The organism is Streptomyces sp. NPDC002574, from assembly GCF_042889545.1.
GTDB lineage: Bacteria > Actinomycetota > Actinomycetes > Streptomycetales > Streptomycetaceae > Actinacidiphila.
Genome location: NZ_JBIARB010000001.1, coordinates 576,975 through 603,450, shown reverse-complemented (window position 1 = coordinate 603,450; position 26,476 = coordinate 576,975). Strand labels below are relative to the sequence as shown.

General features: G+C 69.9%; 35 protein-coding genes and 1 tRNA gene. 7 read left to right on the top strand and 29 right to left on the bottom strand.

All coding sequences use genetic code 11. The features are described 5' to 3' along the window. Nucleotides 1–20: 20 nt before the first annotated feature. The 20 genes from ACFYXS_RS02810 to ACFYXS_RS02715 form a co-directional block, all read right to left on the bottom strand. A complete protein-coding gene (locus ACFYXS_RS02810; protein WP_389243043.1) occupies nucleotides 21–1,295 on the bottom strand; it encodes a PBSX family phage terminase large subunit in 1,275 nt (424 codons plus the stop codon). Then, nucleotides 1,273–1,782 carry a hypothetical protein gene (locus tag ACFYXS_RS02805; protein ID WP_389243041.1) on the bottom strand — a complete coding sequence of 170 codons (510 nt, stop codon included), beginning with the start codon at nucleotides 1,780–1,782 and terminating at the stop codon, nucleotides 1,273–1,275. Before ACFYXS_RS02805 ends, ACFYXS_RS02810 begins: the two co-directional genes overlap by 23 nt. Nucleotides 1,783–1,839: 57 nt before the next feature. After that, nucleotides 1,840–2,193 carry a hypothetical protein gene (locus ACFYXS_RS02800; protein ID WP_389243039.1) on the bottom strand — a complete coding sequence of 118 codons (354 nt, stop codon included), beginning with the start codon at nucleotides 2,191–2,193 and terminating at the stop codon, nucleotides 1,840–1,842. A gap of 43 nt (nucleotides 2,194–2,236) precedes the next feature. Further along, nucleotides 2,237–2,461 carry a hypothetical protein gene (locus ACFYXS_RS02795; RefSeq protein ID WP_389243037.1) on the bottom strand — a complete coding sequence of 75 codons (225 nt, stop codon included), beginning with the start codon at nucleotides 2,459–2,461 and terminating at the stop codon, nucleotides 2,237–2,239. 30 nt (nucleotides 2,462–2,491) lie between these two features. Then, nucleotides 2,492–2,722 carry a helix-turn-helix domain-containing protein gene (locus ACFYXS_RS02790; RefSeq protein WP_389243035.1) on the bottom strand — a complete coding sequence of 77 codons (231 nt, stop codon included), beginning with the start codon at nucleotides 2,720–2,722 and terminating at the stop codon, nucleotides 2,492–2,494. A 161-nt stretch (nucleotides 2,723–2,883) separates the two neighbouring features. Next, nucleotides 2,884–3,108 carry a hypothetical protein gene (locus tag ACFYXS_RS02785; RefSeq protein ID WP_389243033.1) on the bottom strand — a complete coding sequence of 75 codons (225 nt, stop codon included), beginning with the start codon at nucleotides 3,106–3,108 and terminating at the stop codon, nucleotides 2,884–2,886. After that, complete coding sequence (locus ACFYXS_RS02780) at nucleotides 3,105–3,263, bottom strand: hypothetical protein (protein WP_389243031.1); 159 nt, start codon at nucleotides 3,261–3,263, stop codon at nucleotides 3,105–3,107. The genes ACFYXS_RS02785 and ACFYXS_RS02780 overlap by 4 nt, the downstream gene beginning before the upstream one ends. Before the next feature lie 85 nt (nucleotides 3,264–3,348). After that, the gene (locus ACFYXS_RS02775) at nucleotides 3,349–3,510 is read right to left on the bottom strand and encodes a hypothetical protein (RefSeq protein ID WP_389243029.1); all 162 of its coding nucleotides are present in this window, start codon (nucleotides 3,508–3,510) and stop codon (nucleotides 3,349–3,351) included. 23 nt (nucleotides 3,511–3,533) lie between these two features. Continuing rightward, nucleotides 3,534–4,214, bottom strand: a complete 681-nt coding sequence (locus tag ACFYXS_RS02770) for a hypothetical protein (RefSeq protein WP_389243027.1) — start codon at nucleotides 4,212–4,214, stop codon at nucleotides 3,534–3,536. Next, a complete protein-coding gene (locus ACFYXS_RS02765) occupies nucleotides 4,214–4,759 on the bottom strand; it encodes a hypothetical protein (protein ID WP_389243025.1) in 546 nt (181 codons plus the stop codon). The genes ACFYXS_RS02770 and ACFYXS_RS02765 overlap by 1 nt, the downstream gene beginning before the upstream one ends. Continuing rightward, complete coding sequence (locus tag ACFYXS_RS02760; protein ID WP_389243023.1) at nucleotides 4,756–5,142, bottom strand: hypothetical protein; 387 nt, start codon at nucleotides 5,140–5,142, stop codon at nucleotides 4,756–4,758. Before ACFYXS_RS02760 ends, ACFYXS_RS02765 begins: the two co-directional genes overlap by 4 nt. 52 nt (nucleotides 5,143–5,194) lie before the next feature. After that, on the bottom strand, nucleotides 5,195–6,022 hold the full coding sequence (locus ACFYXS_RS02755) for a DUF2637 domain-containing protein (protein ID WP_389243021.1): 828 nt from the start codon (nucleotides 6,020–6,022) through the stop codon (nucleotides 5,195–5,197). A gap of 132 nt (nucleotides 6,023–6,154) precedes the next feature. Continuing rightward, nucleotides 6,155–6,838 (bottom strand): hypothetical protein, encoded by a 684-nt coding sequence (locus tag ACFYXS_RS02750; protein WP_389243019.1) that lies wholly within the window; start codon nucleotides 6,836–6,838, stop codon nucleotides 6,155–6,157. Nucleotides 6,839–6,840: 2 nt separating this feature from the next. Continuing rightward, nucleotides 6,841–7,050: a hypothetical protein gene (locus ACFYXS_RS02745; protein ID WP_389243017.1), complete on the bottom strand. Its 210-nt coding sequence runs from the start codon at nucleotides 7,048–7,050 to the stop codon at nucleotides 6,841–6,843. Further along, complete coding sequence (locus ACFYXS_RS02740) at nucleotides 7,044–7,769, bottom strand: hypothetical protein (protein ID WP_389243015.1); 726 nt, start codon at nucleotides 7,767–7,769, stop codon at nucleotides 7,044–7,046. Before ACFYXS_RS02740 ends, ACFYXS_RS02745 begins: the two co-directional genes overlap by 7 nt. Continuing rightward, entirely contained in the window at nucleotides 7,766–9,157 is a 1,392-nt protein-coding gene (locus tag ACFYXS_RS02735) for a DNA cytosine methyltransferase (RefSeq protein WP_389243013.1), read from the bottom strand. The genes ACFYXS_RS02740 and ACFYXS_RS02735 overlap by 4 nt, the downstream gene beginning before the upstream one ends. Next, nucleotides 9,154–9,894, bottom strand: coding sequence for a hypothetical protein (locus ACFYXS_RS02730; RefSeq protein ID WP_389243011.1), 741 nt, complete (start codon nucleotides 9,892–9,894; stop codon nucleotides 9,154–9,156). Before ACFYXS_RS02730 ends, ACFYXS_RS02735 begins: the two co-directional genes overlap by 4 nt. An 88-nt stretch (nucleotides 9,895–9,982) precedes the next feature. Continuing rightward, nucleotides 9,983–10,207 carry a hypothetical protein gene (locus ACFYXS_RS02725; protein WP_389243009.1) on the bottom strand — a complete coding sequence of 75 codons (225 nt, stop codon included), beginning with the start codon at nucleotides 10,205–10,207 and terminating at the stop codon, nucleotides 9,983–9,985. Then, nucleotides 10,204–10,404 carry a hypothetical protein gene (locus ACFYXS_RS02720; RefSeq protein ID WP_389243007.1) on the bottom strand — a complete coding sequence of 67 codons (201 nt, stop codon included), beginning with the start codon at nucleotides 10,402–10,404 and terminating at the stop codon, nucleotides 10,204–10,206. Before ACFYXS_RS02720 ends, ACFYXS_RS02725 begins: the two co-directional genes overlap by 4 nt. Nucleotides 10,405–10,454: 50 nt before the next feature. After that, complete coding sequence (locus tag ACFYXS_RS02715; protein WP_389243005.1) at nucleotides 10,455–11,420, bottom strand: phage antirepressor KilAC domain-containing protein; 966 nt, start codon at nucleotides 11,418–11,420, stop codon at nucleotides 10,455–10,457. A 374-nt stretch (nucleotides 11,421–11,794) separates the two neighbouring features. On the opposite strand from ACFYXS_RS02715, the gene ACFYXS_RS02710 reads away from it, so the two are divergent. The 5 genes from ACFYXS_RS02710 (at nucleotide 11,795) to ACFYXS_RS02690 (ending at nucleotide 13,936) form a co-directional block, all read left to right on the top strand. Continuing rightward, nucleotides 11,795–12,961, top strand: coding sequence for a hypothetical protein (locus ACFYXS_RS02710; RefSeq protein ID WP_389243003.1), 1,167 nt, complete (start codon nucleotides 11,795–11,797; stop codon nucleotides 12,959–12,961). A 38-nt stretch (nucleotides 12,962–12,999) separates the two neighbouring features. Further along, on the top strand, nucleotides 13,000–13,203 hold the full coding sequence (locus ACFYXS_RS02705) for a hypothetical protein (protein ID WP_389243001.1): 204 nt from the start codon (nucleotides 13,000–13,002) through the stop codon (nucleotides 13,201–13,203). A 160-nt stretch (nucleotides 13,204–13,363) separates the two neighbouring features. Continuing rightward, complete coding sequence (locus tag ACFYXS_RS02700; RefSeq protein WP_389242999.1) at nucleotides 13,364–13,516, top strand: hypothetical protein; 153 nt, start codon at nucleotides 13,364–13,366, stop codon at nucleotides 13,514–13,516. Between the two features lie 17 nt (nucleotides 13,517–13,533). Next, nucleotides 13,534–13,770: a hypothetical protein gene (locus ACFYXS_RS02695; RefSeq protein WP_389242997.1), complete on the top strand. Its 237-nt coding sequence runs from the start codon at nucleotides 13,534–13,536 to the stop codon at nucleotides 13,768–13,770. Between the two features lies 1 nt (nucleotide 13,771). Then, nucleotides 13,772–13,936 (top strand): hypothetical protein, encoded by a 165-nt coding sequence (locus ACFYXS_RS02690; RefSeq protein ID WP_389242995.1) that lies wholly within the window; start codon nucleotides 13,772–13,774, stop codon nucleotides 13,934–13,936. A gap of 513 nt (nucleotides 13,937–14,449) precedes the next feature. Here the strand turns inward: ACFYXS_RS02690 and ACFYXS_RS02685 are convergent. The 4 genes from ACFYXS_RS02685 to ACFYXS_RS02670 all read right to left on the bottom strand — a co-directional run bounded on the left by ACFYXS_RS02685 (nucleotide 14,450) and on the right by ACFYXS_RS02670 (nucleotide 18,102). After that, nucleotides 14,450–15,697, bottom strand: a complete 1,248-nt coding sequence (locus tag ACFYXS_RS02685; RefSeq protein ID WP_389242992.1) for a tyrosine-type recombinase/integrase — start codon at nucleotides 15,695–15,697, stop codon at nucleotides 14,450–14,452. 112 nt (nucleotides 15,698–15,809) lie between these two features. Then, a tRNA-His gene (locus tag ACFYXS_RS02680) sits at nucleotides 15,810–15,882 on the bottom strand. 91 nt (nucleotides 15,883–15,973) lie between these two features. After that, the gene (gene orn, locus ACFYXS_RS02675; protein ID WP_389242990.1) at nucleotides 15,974–16,585 is read right to left on the bottom strand and encodes an oligoribonuclease; all 612 of its coding nucleotides are present in this window, start codon (nucleotides 16,583–16,585) and stop codon (nucleotides 15,974–15,976) included. Between the two features lie 5 nt (nucleotides 16,586–16,590). Further along, a complete protein-coding gene (locus ACFYXS_RS02670) occupies nucleotides 16,591–18,102 on the bottom strand; it encodes a helix-turn-helix domain-containing protein (RefSeq protein ID WP_389242988.1) in 1,512 nt (503 codons plus the stop codon). A 713-nt stretch (nucleotides 18,103–18,815) separates the two neighbouring features. Here ACFYXS_RS02670 and ACFYXS_RS02665 point away from each other — a divergent pair. Both ACFYXS_RS02665 and ACFYXS_RS02660 read left to right on the top strand, forming a co-directional pair. Beyond that, the gene (locus ACFYXS_RS02665; RefSeq protein ID WP_389242986.1) at nucleotides 18,816–19,337 is read left to right on the top strand and encodes a universal stress protein; all 522 of its coding nucleotides are present in this window, start codon (nucleotides 18,816–18,818) and stop codon (nucleotides 19,335–19,337) included. Between the two features lie 107 nt (nucleotides 19,338–19,444). Further along, nucleotides 19,445–20,041 (top strand): acetate uptake transporter, encoded by a 597-nt coding sequence (locus ACFYXS_RS02660; protein ID WP_319661524.1) that lies wholly within the window; start codon nucleotides 19,445–19,447, stop codon nucleotides 20,039–20,041. Nucleotides 20,042–20,124: 83 nt separating this feature from the next. Here the strand turns inward: ACFYXS_RS02660 and glmS are convergent, their stop codons facing one another. From glmS to ACFYXS_RS02635, 5 genes are all read right to left on the bottom strand, one after another. Beyond that, nucleotides 20,125–21,939, bottom strand: a complete 1,815-nt coding sequence (glmS, locus tag ACFYXS_RS02655) for a glutamine--fructose-6-phosphate transaminase (isomerizing) (protein WP_389242984.1) — start codon at nucleotides 21,937–21,939, stop codon at nucleotides 20,125–20,127. Nucleotides 21,940–21,994: 55 nt separating this feature from the next. Beyond that, nucleotides 21,995–22,270: a hypothetical protein gene (locus tag ACFYXS_RS02650; RefSeq protein WP_319661522.1), complete on the bottom strand. Its 276-nt coding sequence runs from the start codon at nucleotides 22,268–22,270 to the stop codon at nucleotides 21,995–21,997. Between the two features lie 72 nt (nucleotides 22,271–22,342). Continuing rightward, nucleotides 22,343–23,509, bottom strand: coding sequence for an acyl-CoA dehydrogenase family protein (locus ACFYXS_RS02645; RefSeq protein WP_389242981.1), 1,167 nt, complete (start codon nucleotides 23,507–23,509; stop codon nucleotides 22,343–22,345). 8 nt (nucleotides 23,510–23,517) lie between these two features. After that, nucleotides 23,518–24,468 carry a hydroxymethylglutaryl-CoA lyase gene (locus tag ACFYXS_RS02640; RefSeq protein WP_389242979.1) on the bottom strand — a complete coding sequence of 317 codons (951 nt, stop codon included), beginning with the start codon at nucleotides 24,466–24,468 and terminating at the stop codon, nucleotides 23,518–23,520. Next, complete coding sequence (locus ACFYXS_RS02635; protein ID WP_389243508.1) at nucleotides 24,468–26,462, bottom strand: acetyl/propionyl/methylcrotonyl-CoA carboxylase subunit alpha; 1,995 nt, start codon at nucleotides 26,460–26,462, stop codon at nucleotides 24,468–24,470. Before ACFYXS_RS02635 ends, ACFYXS_RS02640 begins: the two co-directional genes overlap by 1 nt. Nucleotides 26,463–26,476 lie beyond the last annotated feature (14 nt).

Below are 26,476 nucleotides of genomic sequence, written 5' to 3'. Positions count from 1 at the left end.
TCACCCCCGTTCCTCTGTCGTCAGGCGGCCCGTCGGAGCTGGTGCTGCCAGAGCAGGCGCGTGGTTCGGAGGGCGTAGCGCAGGGCGTCCACGCCGTGGTCGTTCTGCTTGAGCGGGGCGTCGTGGCCGTCCAGGGCGGCCTTCGGGTCCCAGGTGTAGGAGTCCATCTCCTTGAGCAGCTCCCGGCACGAGCGGTGAATCCGGAGCTGGTCGTTCGCCAGGAGGTTCGAGACCAGGCGGATGCCGTTGATGACCTCGTTGTCGGCTGCCGTGGGGTTCAGGCCGTCCTGGAGGAGCTGGCTCTTGAAGCTCGCGGCGCTCGGGTCGACGACGACGTACTGAGGCCGTACGCGCCCGTGGCGGGGCACGTTGTCCAGCCACTGCACGATCCGCCGGGACGCCTCCGCCTGGGTCAGGGAGAGGCTCGCGGAGCCCTTGGCGTACCTGTGCTCGGAGACGACGTAGAGCCGTCGGTCATCGGCCAGGCCCACCAGGACCGCGTGGGTCGGGTTCGTGGCGCCGTAGTCGATCCCCACCGAGACCCACTTGCGGATCATCGGGAGGATGTCGACGACCTGAGTGGTGCTGTCGAACATGTCGTAGATCGCGCCCTGGGCGGCGACCCACTGACCGAGGACGAAGCGCTTGTAGAACAGTCCCGCGTTGCTCGCCTTGATGTGGGCGACGTACTCGGGGTCCAGGTGGACGTTGTCGTCCAGGACGAACGGGAAGACCTTCATGGACGCCCGCTGGATCGGGTCGTCGATGAACTTGGCCTTGAGCCAGTGGGTGGGGCTGTCGGGGTTCGTGGAGGCGTAGATCCGCGCTCCGGGGGCCCGCATGCGGGTCAGGAGCATGTCCCAGAAGTTCTCCGGGAGGAGCGTGGCCTCGTCCACGTACGCCCCGGCGCAGGTCATGCCTCGGATCTTGTTCTCGGCCTTGATGTCGTTCGCGCCGATGACGTGGACGAGTCGGCCGAAGATGCGGGCGGACGTGGCTCCGGGGGTGTAGTCGATCTGGTCCGCGAGTTCCCCGAAGATTTCGGGGTTCATCAGCGGCTGGAGGACGTTCCGGTACAGCGAGTCCCTGGTCTTGCCGATCATGACCAGCTCGCCCGTGGTGCTCGCCAAGGGGACGAACATCATCCAGGCCCAGGCCGAGGCGATGGTCTTCCCGGAGGAGACCGCGCCCTCCCAGAGGTTGATCCTCCGGTTGGCCGCCGCGATGCTCAGGATCTGCTTTGGGGAGAAGCGCTCCAGCAGGAACTGGGTACTACGAGCCGTACTCGTCGGCATCGTCGCCCCCAAGCTCCCGGGCGGCCGTCGTCATGGCCTCCCCGAGCGTTCTCAGGAGTCCCTGGGCCTCTTCCCGCCCGGAGTCCCCGGTGAGCTTCTCGGCGGCCATCAGGGCCTGTACGGCAGCCGCGGTGAGGTCCTTGGTCTCCCGGGCCGGGGGCTCGTCCACGAACTGCGCGTGGATCTCCCCGGAGTTGCTCGCGGCCGTCAGGAGGTAGCGGCTGCTCGTCCGGTCCATCTGCCGGAAGAAGTGATCCATCAGGACCTGTCGAGCGCGCTGACGCTGCTCCGTCAGATCGACCTGACGGGCCTCGGTCGCTGCCCTCGTGGCGGAGCGATCGAAGGACAGCCCGAGGCGCTCAGCCCATCGGCTGATGGTCACCTGCGGCCGGCTCATGGCCTCCGCGATGGCGTTGCGGGAGAGGCCGTCAGCGTGGAGCTGACGCAAGCGGTCCTGCTCGTCCTCGGTGAACGGATTCCTGGCCATGGAGCCCCCTCTCGCGTACGCGCGGGTGACACATGGACCGGTCCGTCATGACGGGCGTCAGGAGATGAAGTCTCGCTCCAGGTTCTCCGGCAGCGGGACCAGCTCGGTGAGCTTGAAGGCCGCCATGACGCCAGCGTCCGAGAAGAAGACGCCCATGGAGCCATCGCGGAGGCGACAGACGGTGTGGAGGTAGTTCAGAGCGTTGTCGACGGTGAAGTCCTTGAACGCCTCGGTACCCGGGTGCTGCATCTGCACGGACCGGAGAGCGGCCTTCACACGAGCCGTGGACTCGTCCCCCTGGCGATGAGCGTCCCAGTTCTCCTGGGCCCACTTGACCAGCTCAGTTCGCTGAGGCTCCGAGGCAGTTCCGTCCGTCTGGAGTACTTGCATGGTGATGGTGGGGGTGGCCATGAGGCCCTCCAAGGATTCGCGGGTCAGGTGGTGATGACGCCCGTCAGCGCCGTGCGTCGTTGAAGGACTTCTGGGCCGTGTCGATGGCCTCTTCCTCGTCCCCGCCCTCGTTGAGGGTCCGCTCGTACAGCCGCACGGCGTCAGCGAAGTCGCACAGCTCTCCGACGGTGATCCGCATCGGGGCCTCGGAGGGATCGCTCTCGCGGGGGTCCGTCATGGTCGCGAGGTCCGCCCACAAGGCGAGCAAGTTGACGTCAGCGATGGCCACGGGCCCTCCGATGGGTTCCGGATCTTAAGTTCAGGCGGCGATGGCGAGGGACCGCGTAGCGGAGGCCCGCGTCATCCCCTTGGAGCGCGTCGCGGCTTCCGCTCGGGCGACGTCACCGAGTCGGAAGAGGTACCGGCCCTGGGCGTTCAGCCCGCCGGGCTCCAGGTGGCCCCTGCGGACCCAGCTCCGGAGCGTCTGGATGTGGACGCCCGCGAAGAGCGCCGCCTCCTGTGCCGTCATCCAGTCCTCGTCACCCGTCATGACGCCCTCCAGGAAACGCGAAAGGCCCCGAACTCCTCCAGGGGAGTCGGGGCCTTTCACCAGGCATAGTGGTGCTGCTGACACGGAGTATGCACCTACATCATTTGAAGATGCAAGAGCTTCTCGTGACGGCCTCTGACGGGGTGCCTGACGCCCGTCGATCAGTTGCCGTGAAGGCGATCGAGAAAGCTATCCGCGTATGCCTGGAGATGCTGGAAGGCCCCCTCCGGGTACGGGTGCTTCTCGGCGAGTTCCCGTAGCCGGATGCCGTAGGCGTTGATCCACCCCACGTAGGCCCCGAACTCCTTCTCCTGGGCGGCCGTCAGCTCCTGCTCGATCGTCCGGTAGTCCTCCAGGTACTGGGCCTCGCTCTGCTCCTCGGTCATGACGCCGCCCGCTGTCCCTGCTGCTGCCCGTCCTGCTCCCGGGCCGGCTGCTCCTGCGGCGGGTAGTGGCCCCCGCGCTCCGCGTCGTACACGGTCTCGAAGCGGGAGTCCGGACGGCTCTCGGGGGCGGTGCTCATGTTCTTGTTCAGTGCCATGATGCTGGTCCTGTCTTCGTCAAGGGGATGGGTGAACCGGGGCGGTCGGGATGCTTGGCGGCTGTCGACCGCCCCGGGGCTTGAGCTACTCCGGCGGGTTCGCCTTGACCTCGGCGACGAAGGCCGCCGTCTCCTCCTCGGTCAGGACTCCCTGGCGGATCGCCTCGGAGGCGGAGAGGCAGATCGTCCGGGCGTACTCGGGATTGCCCTCGGCCATCGCCTGCTGGTACTGCGCGAGGTAGTTCATGGGTCCTCTTCTCTCGTTGCTGATCAGTTCTTCGGGGGCTGCACCACGGTGTGGCGACTGGGACCGTCCTCGGGATGAAGCACGACCGCAGCCCCTCCCCCGATGTCTTCCTTGCGGTACGTAGTAGCTGTAGCTGTAGCCGCGTTGACCTGCGGATCTACACCGCTACCGGGGGTCCCGGAAGGGGCGGGGGAGGGGCTCCCCGGGATGTCCTTCCGGTGGACCCCCACGGCCACCCCGACACCCGGCACCCGGACGGAGTGGCGCGTGGGGACGCCCGCGGCCTTCAGGAGCGCCTTCACCTCCGGGACCGACCACTGGCGCCCCGGGATCTCCTTCTGGAGCTGTGCGGCGACGGCCGAGAGGTGGACTCCCTTGCGGTCTCCGGTCAGCTCCCAGAGCAGCTCCACGAGGTCGTCGGGGTGGAGGTCGGGAGCGTCCTTGCCCTGCTCTCCCTGAGCCGGCCGCCCGGCCCTCCAGGCCGCGATGAACCAGACGATGGCGAAGAGCCACATGAACGATCGGGAGGCCGCAAGGAAGGTCCAGACGATGCCCACGGGGAAGCCGAGGAAGAGCACGCGGACCACGAAGTCCGAGACCTTCTCCCCGGCCTTGAGCCACGTGGCAACGCCCCGGGCCATGCCCCACCCGAGGACGCTGCTCCCCCGGGCGAGGCGCTCCATGACGGCTCGGAACTTCTCCATCACATGACCCCTGTGACCTTGTCCCCGGCCCAGTTGAAGACCGTGACGACGGCGGAGGCGGCCACCCCGGAGAACCCGGCGCTCAGGCCGAGCATGACGCCGCAGATGACGCCCGAGACGACCCGGCCATGGAAGAGCTTGCCGCCGCTCCGCCAGACCGCGATCAAGCCGATGACGTAGACGACCAAGGCCGCGCACCCGCCCGGGGTCAGGGCGTTGTGGCCGGAGCGCGTCACGGACGGCGTGCTGGAGCCCGTGACGGCCGTCAGCGACCAGTCCCCGAGGAGGTTGCCCGCGCTCAGGAGCATCGTGGCTCCGGTGCCCAGGACGCCTCCGGCGGCCGTGACGCACAGCATCCCGAGGGCCACCGAGGACAGGAGCGGGATCAAGGTCTTCGGGTCCCGTCCGCCTCCTCCACCAGCAGCGGGGCCCACCTTCGGGCCGCCTCCCCCGGTCCGCCACCAGCGCGAGAGGTGCCAGGCCAGGATGGACAGGCCGATTGTGACGCCGCCCAGGGTGACCGTGGCGGTCGTGACGGTGATCATCGGCCACCGCCCGTCATGATGTCGACGACGCTGGAGAAGACGGGCAGGGCCAGGAAGCCCCCGAGGACGGCGATCCAGAGCAGGGTCCGGCTGAAGAAGCCCCGGTGGTGGGCGAAGCGGACCAGTGCGATCACCAGTCCGGCCCCGGCCATGAACCAGGCGCCCTCGATGCTCTGCTCGCGCTGGACGTCGTGGAGCGCGGAGGCCCAGATGTTCGCCGGGATGAAGGCCGCCGTGGCGGCTCCGAGGTTCTTGCCGATCTTCATCCAGGAGAAGTCCCAGCGGGACTCCTCGGTGTGGGTCAGGTGGACGTGGATCTCGGGCTCGGTCCAGGCGGCGTACCCGGACGGCTCGGGCGGGTCAGGGGTCTTGTTGTCGGTCATGGCGTCCTCCGGCGATGTGGAGCGCGTGCGCAATCAGGTCTGTGGGGGCCGCTCAGGCGGCCATGGCCTCGGGGAGGTCCCGGAGGTGGGGCTCTGCGGCCTCGACTCGCTTCCGGGCCTCGCGGGCAGTTCCCTCGGAGCAGGGGAGGTTGGCGTCAGCGAGGGCCCGGACCATGTGACGGGTCAGCGGGCGGCAGTTGCCGAGTGCGTCGTACAGGCCCCGGATCACGGCGTCGATCTGCTCTCGCTGGGTCGGGGGACCCTCGGGCTCCTCCGGCTCCATGACGGGCGTCACGGGCTCCTCGACCTCGGGGGCCTGGACAGGCTCCTGGAGGCCCTGGAGGGGCTCCGGCTCCTCGGCCTCCACCGGGGGCGTCACGGGCGCTACTGACGGCACTGGCGGAGCCGTCAGGACGCTCTGACGCGAGACGAGGTAGTCGTGGACCTGGCGCATCAGGACGCCGAACGCGAGCAGGGCGGCCACGGGCGGGACGGCGGCCACGATGTAGTCGAGCGGGTCGTCACTGACGCCCACCCCGGCGACGTTCAGGCCGATCGAGCCCAGTGAGCCGGCCGCCGTCAAGGTGATGGCTGCCCAGTCCACTCGGTGCATCAAGGAGGCCCGGAGGATAAGCAGTTCGCCGATGCCGATGAAGGCGTCCACGGTGGCTGGCCAGGCCCAGGCCCGCTCGCCGTGCAGGCGGTGAGCGGTGGCCAAGTCGTGAAGAGCTTCGAAGCTCAACCAGAACGAGACGACGGTCAAGGCGGTCGTCAACGCGGCGGCACCAGCGGTCAGCCACACCTGGGTGGCCCCGTTGGCGCGTAAAGTCTTCTGCCCGCCCTGGCCCGAGGGCAGGACGGTACGGTTTTCATCAGCCATGGCGAGTTGCCCCTCGCTGTGGTTAGGGGACCGGGCTCTTGCTTGGCGGCTGGCCCGGTCCCCGCTGCGGTTTTCGGTTATGTGCCCAACAGATTAGCGGTCCCCGCTGACGGGCGTCAGGGGTTGACGCCGTCATGTGCCCAACAGCTCCTGGAGACCCCGGACTCGGTCCTTGATCAGACGGTCGTAGTCGTGGTCGTCGAACTTGACCGCCGGGCAGTCCCGGCACTGGGCCGCCCACCCGCTGGCCTCGACCTTCATCAGTCGCTGCTCACCGCACGAGGGGCAGAGGACGCCCAGGATCGCGACCCGCCTCGGCTCCGTCAGCGTGATCCGCTTCGTGGCCGTCAGCAGCTCCTGGATCTCCTCGAAGAAGTCCGGGACCCAGTCCTGTTGGGAGATCCAGTCCAAGTGGTCCGTCAGCCGCCGCGTCATGGACGTCACGTCCCGCCTGACGGTCATCAGTCCCTCGGTGTACCGGGCCGACAATCCGCGCTCGTAGCTCACCGCCTCGCACCACCCCTCCAGGACCGCCGCGAAGGGCGTCGGGCCCACCTGGTCGCGCCCGTCAGTGACGCTCTGACGGGCTGCCGGACCGAGCATGTTCAGGGTGTCCTCGCGCCCCGGGAGAGGGGCGTGGAGACGCTTCCCGCCCCGTCCGTCGCCGGGCCCTCCCTGACGCGGCTGACGGCTCGCGAGGAGGTACGCGTACTGCTCGGGCAACTGGGCGAGGACGCCGCGGATTCGGCTGAAGCACTGGGGGCAGGTCCTCGACTCCTGCGGCGTTCCGCAGATGAAGCACTCGTAGATGCTCATGTTCACGGGGTCACTCCCATCTCGATCAGTCGGAGCTTGAGGGCGTACTCGCCCCGGGTGGCCCCCTCGGTGATCTCGGGGGCCTGGGAGAGGAGCTGGTGGATGCGCTCCTCGTCTCCCTCGCTGGCCTCGTGGATCAGCCCGAGGAGGACCCCGAGGTCCATGACGGCCTCGGGGTCCTTCGTCAGGGCGTCCGCCAGGGCGGTCAGCACAGGGCCTTCTCGCGCCACGTCAGGGCGTACTTCAGGCAGTTGGACTCGGACTTGTGGCTCGGCCCGCAGCCGGGCTTGTGGCGGCCCGAGTAGCTCCAGGCCATCGAGTCCGCTGACGTCAGGTGCTGCCGGTAGGCCCTCAGGCCCTGGAGCTTGACCCCGAAGCCGTGGAGCCGGATGCCGTCGGCCGCCAGGGTCTCGACGACCGCCCCGATCTCCCGGGTGCCCTGCCGTCGGCAGACCGAGCCGATGCCCACCGTGGGCTCCGCGAGGAGGTCGACGCCCCTCGCGACGTACTCGTCCACACAGAGCCGGTAGTCGCTGAGGGTCCAGCCCTGGATCACCGGGACGATCGGGAGGTCCGGGGCCATGTCCCGGAGCCGCTCGAAGTTCTCGACCGTCCGGCGCTGGTGGTCCGCCACGGTGAGCCCGGTCCGCCGGAGCATGAACGGCTCGACCATCCAGTCCTGAGGAGCTGCCCAGGCGAGGTTGCCTATCTCGTCCCGGTACCGCCGCACGGCCCGGATGTAGTCGGCCGGCTCGGTGGTCCAGCCGCCGTACATCGACAGCTCGGTGAAGCCGCCGGAGTCGAGTGCCCAGTCTGTGCGGGCCCTCGGGAGGGTCCGGCGCTTGGTGAGACGGCGGTGGGAGACGAAGAGCGGAACCTCCGTCGTGGCCAGCCAGGAGGGGATGTGGGTCCCCAAAAAGAAGACCGTCACGCCGCCACCGCCGGTTCGAGGGACTCCCCGGTGACGGCCTCCACCACGGCGCTCATCAGGATCTCGGAGGCCGGAGGAGTCACCGCGTTGCCCAAGAGCCTCGTCGACTCACGCTTGTTGCCGAGGATCTCGTGATCCGGGTCGAAGCTCATGGCCCGAGCGATCTCGGGGACCTGGAGCATGCGGAGCGTGCAGTCCTCCACGCGGGCCTGCTGCTCCACGAGGGCGAAGCGGTCGACGGTGCTCAGCGCCCCGAGCGGAACGTCCACGGTCTTGGCCCGCCCCGTGGAGTAGTAGGGCACCACTAAGGCGTGGTGGAACCCTCCGGCCGTCACGGTGGCCAGCGGGTCCGATAGCGGCCTGTGCTTGCTGTTCCCGCCCCGAAGCTCCGCGACGAACGCCGGGGTGAAGAGCACGGCGCTCTCCCGGCGGGTCGTCTGGGTCCTGCCGGGCTCGTCCAGGGGCTTGGCGAGCTTCCCGTCCCTGCCCTCGGTCGGGATCATCATCGGCCGGGCGTACCGCTTGAGGCCGTCCTCGATCCGCTGGAGGGTCTTGGCGGCCAGCGGCTTGACCCTGTCGCCGATGCGCTGCCCCGGATTGGTCCAGTCGACAGCCGTGGACGCCGGGAGGGCCTTGGGCTCCACCACGAGGGCGCAGCCGGGCTCCGGGCACAGGAAGTAGTACTGGCTCCTGAACCTGCCCCAGGGCTCGCCCTTCTTCTTGAAGAACTGGCGGCCCCGCACGGTGCCGTGCTCGGAGCACGTGGCGAACGGCCTGGTCCACTTCTCCACGTCGATCTTCCGGCCGACGCTCTTGTGGACGTACAGGAAGTACACGCGGTCCCGGCTCTGCGGGCTCCACAGGGCCTTCCGGGCGTGCGCGTGGGCACTGTTAAGGAAGACCGGGATCAGGTCGTAGCCGAGGGCCTCCATGGCCTTCCGCCAGGCCGGGAAGAGCACCCAGCGGCAGACGTCCACCACGTTCTCGGTGACGCCTCCGAGGACCGGACGTCCCCGGTTGATCATCGCCTCCAAGTAGCGCGGGACGTCCCACATGGTCGCCCTCGAACGGGCCCCCGCCTCAGTGGGCAGGACATTGCCCTCCCAGTCGGGGATCTGGTCGTCCTGGGCCTGCTTCTTGCCCTGGGCGATCGAGTGGTTCGTACAACTCGGCGAACTCCACAGCAGGTCAACCGAGGGGTACGTACGGAAGTCGACCTGGGAGAGGTCCGCGCAGCGGTGCTCGGCCTTGGGGAAGTGGAGCTGGTGGGTCTTGACCGCAAGATCCCAGTGGTTGGCCGCCAAGCGCAGCTCCACCCCGGGGACCTTGATGACCCCCGAGGCGGAACCGCCCGCACCGGCAAAGAAGTCGGCAGCGGTCAGGGTCACTGGCCATCCCCCTTGACGTCCAGAGAGGGACCGCGGCGGGCCTTGCGGAGCGCCTCCTCCTCGGTCAGGTCGGTGTGGAAGAGGTCCTCCAGGGCGTTCCCGCCGGTGGGCTGACCGTCCGTGCCGTACGTCGGGACGTCCTTGAGCTGCTCGCCGAAGTTCTTCACGAAGGCATGGCTGAAGGCGTCCACGGTGTTCATGAAGAACTCCTGGCCCCACGGAGAGCAGGACAGGAGCCACGGGAGTCGGTCCGAGGAGACGAGCCAGTCCCCGGCCGTCGACCACTGGGCTCCACTGCTGTCGGGCTTGGCCTCGGGGTCGTCCATGATCAGGTCAAGCTGGAGGTCGACGTAACCGCGCAGCCCCTCGTACCCGAGCCGGCCGTCTCCGCGCTCCTCGTCCGCCCGGCGCTGGTCGACGATGTCCCACTGGTACTGCCTCTCGGCCCACTCATGTGCCTTCGGCAGGGACCACCCCAGCTCCTCCGCGCACTCGCTGAGCAGGACGTACTTGGCGTCGTCGCTCTCGAAGTGGACGGGCACGCACCCGAAGCCCGCGAGGTCGAACGTCATGCCGAAGACGGGCCTCAGGGGCGTGTGGCGGACAAAGGCGTCGATCCGCTTGAGCATCCGGACGCCCTGCTCGGTGGGGCCTTCGTTGCAGAGGTGATCGTCGTGGCGGTCCAGGACCACTCCGACGAAGCGCATCAGGTTGGCGGTCGTCAGGTCGTAGATCATCGGGCGCTCCGCTTCCAGCGGCGCACGACCGCGATGATGAGGCCGAGGCAGATCCCTGCGGCGATGGCGTGGAGCGCGAGGGTGATGATCATGCGCCGTTCTCCTGCTTGAAGATGTCGACGGAGGCCCAGAACGCCTCCAGTGCTGCGGCCTTCTCGTCGCCGTGCAGCTCCACGAGGGAGCCGTCCTCCTGGCGCTCGAAGACCCGGATGGGGCGGCTGACGACGGACTCGATCACGCCGTCCGAGTGGACCCGGATCTCCTCGATCTGCTCCGGGCCGTTCGTGACGATCAGGCCGTCCAGGGCGCTCATGACGTCTCCTCGGAGACCCAGACGCCGTTGACCCGGCGGATCAGGCCCTTGGCCTCCAGGGCCGTCATGGCCCGCATGACGGTGCCCCTGGCCATGCCCAGCACCTCGGCCACCGGCCTCACGGCCTGGGGGTCCGAGACGGCCCGGAGGTACGCCCAGACGGCCTTGGAGGTGTGCTCCAGCTCGGTGTCCGTCATGACCGCGTGGACTTCGTCAGCGGCCAGGGGAGCAGTGCTCAGGCGCGTCATCAGGCACCTCGCCGGATCATCGAAACGATCTCGGCCTCGGTGGGGGCCGGAGCGATGATCCGGGGTGCGGCGGCCGGCTGGGCCTTGGCCGCCTCCTTGTCGAGCTTCTGGCGGATGGCCTCACGGCCCATCGGGGTGATGCGCATGGTCGCGTGCCAGCAGTCCGGCCGGGTGTTGTGGGGGTACTTCTCCTCGCCCAGGACCAGGTAGTCCGTCCGGTGGGCGTAAGGGGTGTACTGGGTGCTTCCGCACTCCCGGAGCTTCTGGAAGGCCCACCGCCACTCGTGGATGATCCGGCGGCGCAACTCGCCCTCCATGACCTTCCGCTCGGGCGTGGACAGCTCCTTGGCCACCTCGCCGACAGTCCGGTTGGCGCCATGCTGGATCAGGTCGTCGTAGACCTCGGCCTTCGGCGTCAGCTCCTGGACCACGGCAGTGGCGGAGGCCAGCTCGGCCTTCAGGCTCTCGGCCCGGTCGTGCTCGTCAGCCGCGAACCGCAGAGCCTCGGAGAGGGTCTGCGGGATCTGGAACTGCGGAGCGGCGTGCTGGGCCTCCTCGACGTCCAGGAGGTACGTCCGGATCTGCCGGGACACCTCGGACTTCGTGAGGAGCTGGCCGATGTTGAGCACGGCCTTGCGGGTGAAGAGGGCGAGGGACCGGGCCATCGGGCTCAGCCCCAGATTTGCGGGTCCCCCGAAGGGACTCGCAAACTCGGTCAGCTCCGCACCGCGCAGAACTCGGTATCCGCGCTCCTCCAGCTCCGCTCGGTTGTCCTCGACAACCGACTTGATGGTCTCCACCGGCACCTCGAAGTAGGTGGCCACCATCTGGGTGGTGACGTGGAAGCCGTTCGGCAGGGTAACGAGGGCCTTGACCTTGTCGAGCACGTCCGTGCGCTCGATGGTCTGGTCTCGCAAGGAGCGGGACTCGATGAGTACCAGCTCGTTCGTGGGGCCGCTTTGCATTGGCGGTATCCCTCCGACTCAACACACGGAGGCCATCCCCGTGTGGGGAACTGCCTCCGGAGGAGTCGTTTCGCCAAAATGGCGGTCAATCGCTTGGTGCGATGCGACAACAATAGCACTTGCTGGGTTACGGATGGGCCCTTCGCTCAATATGGAAACGCTCCAACAATCCTGTGTGCGAAGGATTGTTGGAGCCCTGTAGAAGTTGGCCAAGGTGCTATACGCGTGCGTATCCTGACCCCCAGACACGACAAAGCCTCTGGGCTGCGTAACCCAGAGGCGGTGTCAGGGAATTTAAATTCCCGGTTGGTCCAGGAGGCTCCTACACCTCCGAGACCGGCAGCTCCACCCACGTCCAAGCACGAGGAGCCACCGTGAAGTTGTCCTCTGATTCTAGCGTCCAGGACGCTGCGGGTCGAATCACTCTCCAGGAATTCCCGGAGGGCCTCCCCGCGATTCTCTCGGTCCTGCTGGACCACCCCGAGGCCACTCCGGAGTGCCGGATCGCCTTCTCCCTCCTGTCCGGTCCCGTCCGGGGCATCCGGGCCCTGTCCATCGCCTCGGGCCTTCACCAGGAGCAGGTCTGGGAGATCACGGCCGGGTACGACGGCGGCCTGTCCCCTCACGGTCTCGTCCGGACCATCGAGCGCGGGACCTCCTGGACCTCCGAGGGCCGGGAGAAGGGCTCGTACGCCCTCGCCGAATCGGTGCGGCTACCGCACACCAAGAGCACTACCTATAAGAACCCCCCTACCCCCCTGGGGGAGGAGACCCTGAAGGGTCTGAAGGACCTTGGTACTTACCGTGTGCGGTACGCGCACCGATTCTCCGAGCAGGCCGTGATGGACCTGGCGAACCCGGCCCTGGACCTCTGGAGGGGACGGGACAAGGGCGAGCTGGGCGGGGAGGGCTGGCGGGTCGGGGTCCTCCTGGGCTTCTCCACCGTGGACCTGTCCGCCAAGGAGTGGGCCGAGCTGGCCGGAGGGACCGACAAGGCCAAGCGCCTGGCCAAGAAGCTGGAGAAGCACGGGGTCCTCGCCCGGACCGGGAAGGCCCGAGCGACCCGGTACGCCCTGGACTGGTCAATCCAGCTCCGGATGGTGGAGGAGAACGCGGAGGACCTGATGTCCCGGGTGAAGAAGCTCCAGAACGACCACGCCAAGGAGCAGCGGCGCATCCAGCGGCCCCTGACGGCTGACGAGCTGGAGGTCCGTCGGAGGGCCAAGAGCCCGGCCCAGTACGCCGCGTACCTCCAGGACGCCCTGGACGAGGCGGAGAGCCCCGAGCACCGGAAGGACCTGGGGAAGCTCCTCCACGTCTTCGCCGGGGCCACGGAGGCCGACTGGAGGCGCTGGATGGAGCTGGACGAGCAGCCGGAGCCCGGCATCGTCCCGGACACTGTGGCGGGATTTGCGACTCCGCCGAACGGAGTCGCAAACGCCCGGCCGGCTCGGGAGGCCGCGGTGGTCCAGGAGGACCCGGAACTCCTCGCGAGGGTCGCGGAGATGCGGAAGCGCATCGTGGCCTGGTCCTACGCGTGACCTCCCGATGGCGTCAGGAGGCCCTGGAACGGCACGGGTTGACCGAGACCCCCGACGGTCTCGACGTGACGCTCCGGGGCTACCAGAGGGCCATGCGGAGGGCCTTGGAGCTGAGGGCCGAGGGGAACGAGGAGGCGGCCCGGATGCTCTCCCTGGCGGCCGATGACCCGGCCCGCTGGGAGTACGCGAGATGTGTCCAGCTTGAGGGGTACTGGGCAGAGATCCACGAGTCAGGAATTTAAATTCCGAGCCCTCTCCTAGGATTGTTGGGGAGTTCGACAGGCCGGGGAAATCCGGTACGCTGAAAGCTCACAGGCCCGCTCCGGAGGAATCCGGGGACGGGCCTTCCGGCTTCTCTGGAGCCGGACGATTTTAAATTCTGTTTGGAGGAGGGGGAGTCCCATGGCCAGCACCTGTTCGACCTGCGATGACGGACGCTACGACTGCCCGCCGGTGTGCCCGTTCATCCCGCCCGGCGGAACGACCGAACAGGCCATGGCGGACCTCGCGGTGGATTACGAGCCCGAGCCGTTCGACGGCGACGGCCGTCTGTAATTCGGAGGGGGACATCAATGTCTGAGTGGAACCAGAAAGCCCTGTACGCGACCGACGACGGCGACCGGGTGACCCTGCTGGAGCTGGACGGTCAGTGGGCCATCTCGTGGTCCTCGGAGCACCCCCGGCCGGACACCCAGGTCGTGGAATACGGACCGCACGGCGGGAAGGCCGTCCAGGTCTTCATCGACAGTCGTGAGGGCAAGACCCTGACCTTCGACTCCCGCGAGCAGTGGCAGAACGGAAGTGTCTGACGTGGAGCAGCTCTACGAAGTCACGGTCTTCTCCAACGACTTCGAGTTCAACCGCACGAACGGCGTCGTCTCGATCTCTTCCCAGCTCACCCAGGAGGCCGCGGTGGCCCTGGTGGAGCGCGAGAACGAGAAGGGCCGCTACTGCAAGATGGAGCCGATGTTGTGAGCGGCCAGTACGTGTGCGGCGAGTGCGGCGAGGCCGCCCAGAACGTTCCGCCCCTGCGGTGGACCCCGGCGTACGGGCCGGCTCCCGAGTGGAGTCACATGGATGGAGAGTGCCTGTGCCCTGTCCCGGGGACTCTCCACGACGGCAGCACGGGCATGGTCCCGGGCCAGCCGGAGCCCGTGTGATGGAGACGCCGAACCTGCACACCTACGAGGAGGCCGCCGCGATACTGCGGCAGCCCTCCGACCGGTGGCTCCGGCGGAACCTCTCGAAGCTCCCGCATGTAAAGGTCGGCCGCCAAGTCCTGTTCACGGACGAGGACCTGGAGTCGATCCTCAAGATCTGCCGAGTCCGCTCGGCTCCTGCGTCCGTCCCGGAAGCTCCCCCCGCTCCGGTACCGACGGGGCCCCTCCCCGGGCTTGTCCCCTCCCGGGCACGGCGCCGTCGCTGACGGACACGACGAAGCCCCTGACCGTTGCTCGCTCACGGTCAGGGGCTTCGTGCTGCTCGGGGTCAGGACGCGATGCGCAGGGCCGGACGTTCGCCCGTCATGGCGGCCTCGACAGCGGCGGCCACCTCGTCATCGAGCTGCTGCACCAGGTGCCCGTACCGGTCCACGGTCGTGGTGATGGACTCGTGGCCCAGGCGGGCCTGGATGGCGGGCAGGGGGACGTTGGCCGCGATCAGCCAGGAGACGTGGGTGTGCCGGAGGTCGTGGGGCCGGGGCTTCTTCGTGAGGCCGCTGTCCTGGGCCAGGGAGACCGCCGGGGTCCACCGGCGGTGGAAGAAGTTCCCGTGGCGCCACGGGTTGCCCCAGGCCGTGGTGAAGACGAAGTCCTCGGCACGCTTCCCGGCGATGTTGCGCTCCAGGATCTCCACCAGGGCGGGGGAGAGGACGACCGAGCGGCGGGACTTCTTCGTCTTGGGCTTGCCGAGCAGGAAGGTGTTGTCCTCCTGGCGCTTCCAGGCCCGCTGGACCCGGAGGACCTTGTGGGCTCCCCGGATGGTGATGTCGCGGACCTGGAGGGCGGAGATCTCGCCCCAGCGCAGCCCGGTGCCCACCATGATGTCGATCAGGTCCACGGCGTCGCCCTTGCAGATCTTGCCCATGGCCTCGCGGACGATCGTGAACTCCTCCCGCTCCAGGAAGACCATCTCGTCCACGATCCCGTCGTCCGTGCGGGGGAGGCGGGTACGGGAGCAGGGGTTCGCGGCCCTCAGGGCCGGCTGGGCCTCGACCGCGCTCTGGAAGATGCCGTACAGGAGGCCGTGGAGGTTCGCGATGGTCTTCGGGCTCACCGGCTTGCGGACCCACGCCTCCTTGTTCTTCTTGTCGCGCTCCCCGGACTCCAGGGCGTTGACCCACCGGCGGATGTGGTCGGGCCCGATGGCCTCGGGGGAGCAGACGTCCTTGTCCCCGAACCAGGGGAGGAAGTGCCTCTTGATGTCGCGGCGGTAGTCGTGCCGGGTGCGGACCTCGACGCCGGTGAGGGTCTCCACGAAGTGTTCGGCCCACGTGGCGAAGGTGATGACCTTCTTGCCCTCGTCGCCCTCGCCCGGCTGGACGAAGCCCTCGCCCTTGACCCACCCGGGAGGCCAGTGCTGATTGTGTGCGTCCACGAGGGCCTGGAACTGCTTGGCCTCCGGCTCGGAGTCGAAGACCTCCGCCTGAGGGGCGCCGTCACGGGCGCCGCCCTCGCGCCAACGAACCTGATGTGCGGTGCTGCCGTCCTTGCGGACGCGCTTACGGATGCTCGCCATGTGGGGACCGTAGGGCCCTTCTCAAGATCCCGGGTGGCCACTGGTGTGGCCACCGAGGAAACGAAAGAGGCCGCTGACCGGCTTTCCGCTGGTCAGCGGCCTCTTTTCAGAGGGTGAGTGACGGGACTCGAACCCGCGGCATCCTGGACCACAACCAGGTGCTCTACCAGCTGAGCTACACCCACCATGACCGGCGCTTGTGTTTCCTTCGCACCGGCCGAGGAAAAGTGTACAGGGTCCGGGAGGGTGCTCGCGCCTACGTTTCCCGCGGGTCGGTCACTTCGCCGTTTCCGCAGGCAGGACGTGCTTCGCGGCGATGGCGCGGGCGGTGTCCGTGTCGGGTCCCGGCTGGGGGACGAAGACGGCCTCGCGGTAGTAGCGCAGCTCCGCGATGGACTCGCGGATGTCGGCGAGCGCGCGGTGGTTGCCGTTCTTCTCGGGGCTGGCGAAGTAGGCCCGCGGGTACCAGCGGCGGGCCAGCTCCTTGATCGAGGAGACGTCCACGATCCGGTAGTGCATGAACTGCTCGAGCGTCTGCATGTCGCGGGCGAGGAAGCCCCGATCGGTGGAGACGGAGTTGCCGCACAGCGGCGCCTTGCGGGGCTCCTTCACGTACTGGCGCACGTAGTCCAGGACGAGCTTCTCGGCCTCCTCCAGCGTCACGCCGCCGTCGAGCTCCTCCAGCAGCCCGGAGGCGGTGTGCATCGTGCGGACGATGTCGGGCATGCTCTCCAGCGCCTCCGCGGGGGGACGGATGACGATGTCGACCCCCTCCCCGAGCACATTGAGCTCAGAGTCGGTGACGAGTGCCGCCACCTCGATCAGAGCGTCCTGGGCCAGGGAGAGCCCGGTCATCTCGCAGTCGATCCACACCATCCGGTCGTTCATACGTCTCACCCTACGGGGCGATCCCGCGGAGCAGGCATAGCCGCGTTCCGACCGCGTCCGTCCCGGCCGTCGCGAGGGCGCCGCAGCGGGTGCGTCTCGCGGGCGTCGAAGCGGCTGCCGGCCTGTTCGGGTATGCGGGCGTACGTGTCGGGCTCCTGCTTGAGGATCCCGCTGCCGGCCGTCGGGCCGCCCTGGCCGGGGATGGGGAGCACCCCGGCGGTGCGCTCGGCCCCCTGCGGGGAGCCGCGGCGCGGCGCGGGCACGGGGCCGCCGGACGGCTCGTGGCCGCGCGGGTCCTTGGCGGCCGCGGGTGCGTCGGGCTCCTCGTGGGGGCGCCGGGCGCGGAAGGCGGCACGGTAGGAGGCGGGGGAGGAGCCGAGCTGCCGGCGGAAGTGGCCGCGCAGCGCGACGGGGGAGCGGAAGCCGCAGCGGGCCGCGACCTCGTCGACGGAGTAGTCGGAGGTCTCCAGCAGGCGCTGCGCCTGCAGGACGCGCTGGGTGATCAGCCACTGCAGGGGGGCGCTGCCGGTCAAGGTGCGGAAGCGGCGGTCGAACGTGCGGCGGCTCATGTAGGCGCGCGCGGCGAGGGTCTCCACGTCGAACTGCTCGTGCAGGTGCTCCAGGGCCCACGCGACGACCTCGGCGAGGGGATCGCCCCCGATCTCCTCCGGTAAAGAGCGGTCCAGGTGCCGTGGCTGGCCGCCCCAGTCGCCCCGGCGCGGCGGTACGACCAGCCGGCGGGCCAGCGCGTTGGCCGCCTCGCTGCCGTGGTCGCTGCGGACCACGTGCAGGCACAGGTCGATGCCCGCGGCGGTGCCGGCGCTGGTGAGCACGTCGCCGTCGTCGACGAACAGTTCACGGGGATCGACGTGGACCGACGGGTAGCGCTTGGCCAGCGTCGGCGCATACATCCAGTGCGTGGTGGCGGGGCGGCCGTCCAGCAGCCCGGCGGCGGCGAGCACGAAGGCGCCCGTGCACAGGCCGATGATGCGCGCGCCCTCCTCGTGGGCGCGGCGCAGGGCGTCCAGCGCCTCGGGGGGCGGCGGTTGGGAGATGGAGCGCCAGGCGGGAACGACGACCGTCCCGGCCCGCGACAGCGCCTCCAGCCCGTAGGGCGCGGACAGTTCGAGGCCGCCGGTGGTGCGCAGCGGACCGTCCTCGCCGGCGCAGACCAGCAGTCGGTAGCGGGGCACCCCGGCGTCCTGCCGGTCGATGCCGAACACCGACAGGGGAATCGAGCTCTCGAAGATCGGGCCGCCGCTGAACAGCATGACGGCCACGACTTCCTGACGGCGTCGCGCCGACAGCTTGCGGGGCGCGCGTCCGGCCGCCGCGGCGGCGGACGGGCCGGCCGCGGAGGCGGCCGTCGCGGCGGGAACCCCCGGGATGTTCGGGAGGCCGTGGGCGCCCGAGTGCCCCGGGGCAACGGAAGCCCCCGACGGCACGGACAGTGCGGTGGACATGCCGGCGGCCGACTGGATCTCCGCCATGGTGCCGGTCCTGGACTCCTGGTTCATGGAGCTGGGGCCCCCCTCGGTCGACTCGTCCTCTCGGTCCTGCACGGATCCCCCGCCGTTGTCTCTCAAGATCGAATCTACTGGGTCAGTTGCATCCGCAATGGCAAGTTCATCACCTGCCGGTATGTCGACATGACCACGTGGCGTGAAGCATTCGATCACGAAGCGTTCCGCTCGTGAAGTGTGCCTCGCAGCGGTGGACGGGCGCACAAGGGCTGTGCGCCCCCTCATTCCGGTTCCCCACCGGTGGTAGGGCGGTTGGCGGTGGTGTGTCCCAAGTGGCCTTTGCCACAGTGAAGTTGGCTGAAAATGAGGGGAATCACTGCGCGCGCCCCAGGTCAGCGCCCCGTCGTGCGCCCCCCGGGTGGCCGATGAACGAGTGCGCCCCCAGGCCCCGAACGGGCCCTGAGGACGATTCCGGATATGGCCGGTGGCGGACAGGCCGGGACGGGGCCGGGAGGGGCGACTTGTCCGGTTGGCGACGTGGCGTTGCGCTCGGCGCCGCGCTCCGGCATTCTCCTGGAAACTCCGGGGTAAGGGGACGCTGTGAGGGTCCGCGCACCTCTGTGCAGTGGACCGGGGCCGCCGTACTCTGGAGTCAGCGGGAAGGGCAGCCCCTTATCGGTCGAAATCCGGCCGGTCCCGCGGCCCCCGCACTGTTGTTGTCCGCCCACTCGGTGCCACCGGCGCCGACCTTGCCGAGAAACCGCATCATGGCCGGTTACGAGCTCCCCGAGCCCGCCGACGGAAAGCCGCTCGCCGAATCGGCGGCGGTACCCCAGGCGGACTCCGAGCCGCGCGCTGCCTGCGACCCCGCCTTCAGGCACGGGGTGGTGGTCGGCTTCGACGGCTCCATGTCCAGCGAGCGGGCGCTCGCGTACGCCATCGGCATGGCACGCCGGTCGGGTTCCGCGCTGATCATCGTGCACGTGGCCAACCGCCTGCCGGCCACCGTGTGGGCCGGCTGCGAGCCGCCCGTCTTCGTCGACGTCCCCGACCACCGCACCGAGGTCCTCGGCCTCGAACTCGCCTGCGCCGACCACCTGTCGGAGGTGCCGTGGATCCTCGTCGAGCGCGGCGGGGACATCTGCCACGAGCTGGAGGAGGTCGGCCGGGAGTACGAGGCCGACGCCATCGTGGTGGGCGGGACGCACGGGATCATCGGAAAGATCTTCGGCTCGGTCGCCGGACGGCTCGCCCGGCGTGCGCAGCGGCCTGTCGTGGTCATTCCATAACGATTCGGCGCCAGTTGCCGTGAATGTCGGCTCCGAGGGATTGCTTGTGCCCTTGTGAAGGGTATTTCACCTGCAGTTTCTTCCCTCGAACACGAAGGGGGCCGGCGGTGGACAACGACGTCTCCACGGCACGTACAGCGGGAGCCGGTGCAGCGGCTCTGGGATATCTGGCACTCGGCCTGACACTGATCGCCTTCGGGCTGTTCAGCACGGGCGTCATCGACAACGCCGCGGCGGCGGACGCCGCACGGCTCGCGCTCTTTGTCGGCGGCATCACCCAATTCGTCGCCGGCATGTGGGAGTTCTACGGCGGCAACGGCTTCACGGGCACCGCATTCGCCTCGCTGGGCGCCTTCTGGGTGACCTGGTCGGGCGGATCCGGCGCGGGTGCGAGCAAGGAGGTCGTCGGGCTGTTCATGCTCCTGTGGGCGCTGCTGGCACTCACCCTCACGATGGCGGCCTGGCAGATGGGCGGCGTGGCGCAGGCGGCCTTCGGGCTGCTGACCGTCTCCGCCGCACTGTCCGGCATCGCCGCCCTGGCCTCCAACGGCGGACTCGGCAAGGTGGCCGGCTGGGTCGGCCTGGCGGCCGGCGTGGTCGCCTGGTACGGCGGTACGGCACTGCTCACCAACGCCGCATGGGGCCGCCGGGCCCTGGCGGACGGCTGGCGGCTGGGCGTCCCGCACCGCGGGCACGCGGCCTGATCCACCGGTACGGACCGGCCCCCCGCGCCGCAGGGCGTGGGGGGCCGGTCCGTGTGCGCGGGGGCGCCGTGTGCGCGGGGGCGCTACTCCACGGTGACCGACTTCGCGAGGTTGCGCGGCTTGTCGATGTCCCGGCCCAGCGCCAGCGCCGAGTGGTACGCCAGCAGTTGCAGCGGGATGCCCATCAGCACCGGGTCGAGTTCCGGCTCGTTGCGCGGGACGACGATGGTGTGGTCGGCCTTCGCCTCCACCTGGTGCGCCACCGCCAGGATGCGGCCGCTGCGGGCCTTGATCTCCTCCAGCGTCGCCCGGTTCTTGTCCACCAGCTCGTCGTCCGGGACGATCGCCACGGTCGGCACCGACGGCTCGATGAGCGCCAGCGGGCCGTGCTTGAGCTCGGAGGCCGGGTAGGCCTCCGCGTGCACGTAGGAGACCTCCTTGAGCTTCAGCGATGCCTCACGGGCGACCGGGTAGCCGCGCACGCGGCCGACGAACATCATGCTCTTGGCGTCCGCGTACTCCGCCGCCAGCTTCTTGATCTCGTCCTCGCCGGCCAGGACCTCCTCGATCTGGCCCGGCAGCTTCCGCAGGCCCTCGATGATCCGCCTGCCGTCCGCGACGGACAGGTCGCGGATCCGGCCGAGGTGCAGGGCGAGCAGCGCGAAGGCGACGGCGGTGTTGGTGAAGCACTTGGTGGACACCACGCACACCTCGGGGCCCGCGTGCACGTACATGCCGCCGTCGGTCTCCCGGGCGATGGCGCTGCCGACCACGTTGACCACGCCCAGGACGCGGGCGCCCTTGCGCTTGAGCTCCTGGACGGCCGCGAGGGTGTCGTAGGTCTCGCCGGACTGGCTGACCGCGATGTAGAGCGTGTCCGGGTCGACCACCGGGTTGCGGTAGCGGAACTCCGAGGCCGGCTCGGCGTCGGCCGGGATGCGGGCCAGCTCCTCGATCATCTGGGCGCCGATCTGGCCCGCGTGGAACGCCGAGCCGCAGCCGAGGATCTTCACCCGGCGCACCGCCCGCGCCTCGCGGGCGTCGAGGTTCAGCCCGCCCAGGTGGACGGTGGAGAAGCGGTCGTCGATCCGGCCGCGCAGCACGCGGTCCACCGCGTCCGGCTGCTCGGCGATCTCCTTGTGCATGTACGTGTCGTGGCCGCCGAGGTCGTAGTTCTCGGCCTCCCACTCGATGGTGGTCGGCTCGGGCGACGTGCGGCTGCCGGCCGTGGTGTAGGTGCGGTAGTCGCCGGCCTTCAGGGTGGCCATCTCGCCGTCGTCCAGGGTGACGACCTGGCGGGTGTGGCGGACCAGGGCGGCGACGTCGGAGGCGACGAGCATCTCGTTCTCGCCGATGCCGAGCACGACCGGGGAGCCGTTGCGGGCGACGACGATGCGGTCCGGGAAGTCGGCGTGCAGCACGGCGATGCCGTACGTGCCCTCGATGCGCGACAGGGCCTGCTGGACCCGCTCCTCCAGCGTCGCCGCGTCGGAGCGCGCGATGAGGTGCGCCAGCACCTCGGTGTCGGTCTCGGAGGCGAAGACGACGCCGTCGGCGGTCAGCTTGGCGCGCAGCTCGTCGGCGTTGTCGACGATGCCGTTGTGGACGACCGCGACCTTGCCCTCGGTGTCCAGGTGGGGGTGGGCGTTCTCGTCGCTGGGGGCGCCGTGGGTGGCCCAGCGGGTGTGGGCGATGCCCGTGGTGCCCGCGAAGCGCTTGGGGACGCGGGCCTCCAGCTCACGGACCCGGCCCTTGGCCTTGACGGCCTTCAGGCCGCCGGCCTTGCCGGTGATCACTATGCCCGCCGAGTCGTACCCGCGGTACTCCAGCCGTTGCAGGCCTTCCAGCAGCAGCGGCGCGACATCACGCCTGCCGATGTATCCGACGATTCCGCACATGTTTGTTGTCCCTCCCGATCGTGGGGCGGCCCGAACGCCGTGGAGCGCCCGCGGGTCAGCCGTAGACGATGCGGCGCAGCTGCCGCAGCGAGAACTCCGGTGGGGCCACCGCGCGGTGCGGCAGCTCGGCGGTGATCCGTTCGAAGATCTCCGCGTTCTGCAGCCCCTTGGACTGCAGTTCGCGATGGCGCCGCCGTACGAAGTCCTCGGCCGTCTCGTCGAAGTACGCCAGGACGTCGAGGACCACCCGGGCGGCCTCGCCGCGGCTCATCGGCGTGGTCCGCACCAGGTGGTCCACCAGGTCGTCATGGGGCGTCCGGCGTTCGAGCACCGCTCGATACTGCGGGAGGGGTGGGAGGGTTTGCAAGAATCCTGCCCGATATCGGGCAGGCGCTGGGGAAAACTACGCCGGAAGGCCGAGCTCGCGCGCGATGAGGATGCGCTGGACCTCGCTGGTGCCCTCGCCGATCTCCAGGATCTTGGAGTCCCGCCACATACGGGCGACCGGGTACTCGTTCATGAAGCCGTAGCCGCCGTGGATCTGCGTGGCCTCCCGGGCATTGGTGACCGCGCTCTCGGAGGAGAAGAGCTTGGCCATCGCCGCCTCCTTCTTGACCGGCTCCCCGGCCACCAGCCGGGAGGCCGCGTCCCGCCAGGCGAGCCGCGCGGTGTGGGCGCGCATCTCCATGTCGGCGATCTTGAACTGGATCGCCTGGTTGGTGCCGATCGGGCGGCCGAAGGCGACCCGCTCCTTGGCGTACGCCAGCGACTCGTCCACGCAGCCCTGGGCCAGACCGGTGGCCAGCGCCGAGATCGCGATCCGGCCCTCGTCCAGCGTGCGCAGGAACTGCGCGTAGCCCCGGCCCCGCTCGCCCAGCAGGTTGGCGGCGGGCACCCGACAGGCGGCGAAGGACAGCTCACGGGTGTCCGAGGCGTTCCAGCCGACCTTGCTGTACTTCTTGGACACCGTGAAGCCGGGCGTGCCGGACGGCACGATGATCGAGGAGATCTCCGGGCGGCCGTCCTCGCCGCGTCCGGTGACCGCGGTGACCGTGACCAGGGCGGTGATGTCCGTGCCCGAGTTGGTGATGAAGCACTTGGTGCCGTTGATCACCCACTCGCCGGTGGCCTCGTCCAGGCGCGCGGTGGTGCGCGTGCCGCCCGCGTCGGAGCCGCACTCCGGCTCGGTCAGGCCGAAGGCGCCCAGCTGCTCGCCCGCGGTCAGCCGGGGCAGCCAGATCCGCTTCTGCTCCTCGGTTCCGTAGCGGAAGATCGGCATGGCGCCGAGGGAGACACCGGCCTCCAGGGTGATCGCCACCGAGGAGTCCACCCGGGCCAGTTCCTCCAGGGCCAGGCAGAGGGCGAAGTAGTCGCCGCCCATGCCGCCGTACTCCTCGGGGAAGGGCAGCCCGAACAGGCCCATGCGGCCCATCTCGCGGACGATCTCGTAGGGGAACTCGTCCTGCTCGTAGAACTCGCCGATCTTGGGAGCTACGACGTCGTGCGCGAACTCCTCGACCGTGCGGCGGAGTTCCTCGTACTCGGCGGGGAGCCGGTGGGCGGTCGTCATGACAGTGATCACTCCTGGTGGGAGAGGGCGCGGACGGTACGGGACGGGCTGGGTCGGCCCAATTGCCGGGCCATCCACACGCTGGTGGCGGTGAGACGGCCGAGGTCGACGCCGGTCTCGATGCCGAGGCCGTCGAGCATCCAGACCAGGTCTTCGGTGGCGAGATTGCCGGTGGCGCTCTTGGCGTACGGGCAGCCGCCGAGACCGCCCGCGGAGGCGTCGACGACGCCGACGCCCTGCCGGAGGGCGGCCAGGGTGTTGGACAGCGCCTGGCCGTACGTGTCGTGGAAGTGCACGGCGAGCCGGTCGACGGGCACGCCGAGGCCGGTCAGGGCGTCCAGCAGGGCCACCACATGGCCCGGGGTCGCCACCCCGATCGTGTCGCCGAGGCTCAGCTCGTCGCACCCCAGGTCGTACAGGCGGCGGGCGGCGGAGGCGACCTGGTCGACCGGCACCGCGCCCTCCCAGGGGTCGCCGAAGCACATCGACAGATAGCCGCGCACCCGCGCCCCCGCCTCGCGGGCACGGGTCACCACCGGCGCGAACATCTCCAGGGACTCGTCCACCGTGCGGTTGAGGTTGGCCTTGGCGAAGGACTCCGTGGCGCTGCCGAAGACGGCGACCTCGCGTACGCCCAGGGCGAGCGCCCGCTCCAGGCCGCGGTCGTTGGGCACCAGCACCGGCAGCCGCACCCCCTCGCCGAGGTCGTCCAGCAGGGGCATCAGCTGCTCGGCGTCGGCCAGTTGGGGCACCCACTTGGGGTGCACGAAGCTCGTCGCCTCGATGGTCGTCAGCCCGGCGTCGGCCAGGCGGTGCACGAACTCCGCCTTCACCTCGGTCGGCACGGTGGTCTTCTCGTTCTGCAGCCCGTCGCGCGCGCCGACCTCGTGGATGCGCACCCGGCCCGGGAGCCCGTCCAGGGGCACGGACATCGGCAGTCCAAGGCGTTCGCCGGCCATCACTCGGCCTCCTCGTGGTGCGGGGTGACGACGGCGAGCACCTGGTCCATGGCGACCGTGCTGCCCGGGCTCACGTCGATCTCGGTGACCGTGCCGTCGTGCGGGGCGGTGATGACGTGCTCCATCTTCATCGCCTCGACCACCAGCAGGCTCTGGCCCGCGGTGACCTCGTCGCCCTTGGCGACCTTGACCACGGTCACCGTGCCGGGCATGGGCGCGGCGAGGGTGTCCACCCCGCCGGCGCCCGCGCCGCCGCGCAGCGCCGCCTCGACGGGGTCGTACGCCTGGACGTGCCAGCCGTCGCCGTCGCGGCCGAGCCACTCGCCGGCGTGGTCCAAGGCGTGGGTGACGCCGTCCCACTCCACGGTGATCCGCGGGCCGCTCCCGGCGACCAGCCGGGCCCGCACGGCGGGGGCGTCACCGACGCGCACCTCGGCGTCGCCCGCCCGGCCGCGCACGTGCAGCGCGACCGGCTCGCGTCCCGCCACGCGCAGCCAGTGCGGCGTCCACGCCGGCTCGCCGCCCAGCCGCCAGCCGCTCGGCACGGAGAACGGGTCGGTCCAGGCCTGCGCCGCCGGCTCCAGGGCGGCGTGCCGCAGCAGCGCCGCCGCCGCGTAGACCTCCGCGGACACCTCGGACGGCACGAGCCCGGCCAGCTCGCGGTCGATCAGCCCGGTGTCCAGCTCGCCGGAGATGACCTGGGGGTGCGCCAGCAGGCGCCGCAGGAAACCGGTGTTGGTCTCCAGGCCCAGCACGCTCGTCCCGGCGAGCGCCGCCCGCAGCCGGCGGAGCGCGGTGGCGCGGTCCGGGCCGTACGCGATGACCTTGGCCAGCATCGGGTCGTAGGACGTGCCGATCTCGCTGCCCGTGGTCAGACCGGAGTCGACGCGGACGCCCTCGCCCGCGGGCTCGGCCAGCGCCAGCACCGTGCCGGCCGAGGGCAGGAAGCCCCGCGAGGGGACCTCCGCGCAGATCCGTGCCTCGACGGCGTGGCCGCTGAGCGCGATGTCCTCCTGGGCGAGGGGCAGCCGTTCGCCGGCCGCGATCCGCACCTGCCACTCCACCAGGTCCAGCCCGGTGACGAGTTCGGTGACCGGGTGCTCGACCTGGAGCCGGGTGTTCATCTCCATGAAGCAGTACGCGGCCGGGTCGGCGCCCGGGACGATGAACTCCACCGTGCCCGCGCCGACGTAACCGCAGGACAGCGCCGCCTGTACGGCGGCCGCGCCCATGGCGGCCCGGGTCCGCTCGTCCAGCAGGACGGAGGGGGCCTCCTCGATCACCTTCTGGTGGCGGCGCTGCAACGAGCACTCGCGTTCGCCGAGGTGGACGACATGGCCGTGGCCGTCGGCGAGCACCTGGATCTCGATGTGCCGGGGGCGGTCGATCCACCGCTCCACCAGCAGCGTGTCGTCGCCGAAGGAACCGCGGGCCTCGCGCCGGGCGGCCGCGATCTCCTCGGCGAGCAGCGCCTCGTCGCGCACCAGGCGCATGCCCTTGCCGCCGCCGCCCGCCGACGGCTTGAGCAGCACGGGGGTGCCGATCTCCAGCGCGGCGGCCGTCAGTTGGGCGTCGGTCAGTCCGCTGCCGCTGCTGCCGGGCACCACCGGCACCCCGGCCGCCTGGACGGTCTCCTTGGCCCGGATCTTGTCGCCCATCAGCTCGATCGCGCGGGCGGGCGGGCCGATGAAGACGAGCCCGGCGTCCTCGCAGGCACGGGCGAAGGCGGCGTTCTCGGCGAGGAACCCGTAGCCGGGGTGGACGGCCTGGGCCCCGGTGCGGGCGGCCGCCTCCAGCAGCCGCTCGGCGGACAGGTAGCTCTCGGCGGCGGCCGCCGGGCCGATGCGCACGGCGGTGTCGGCCTCGCGCACATGGCGGGCGTCGGCGTCCGCGTCGCTGAAGACGGCGACCGAACGCACCCCGAGCCGCCGCAGGGTGCGGATGACCCGGACCGCGATCTCGCCGCGGTTGGCGACCAGGACGGTGTCGAACATCTGCGGAGTCACGG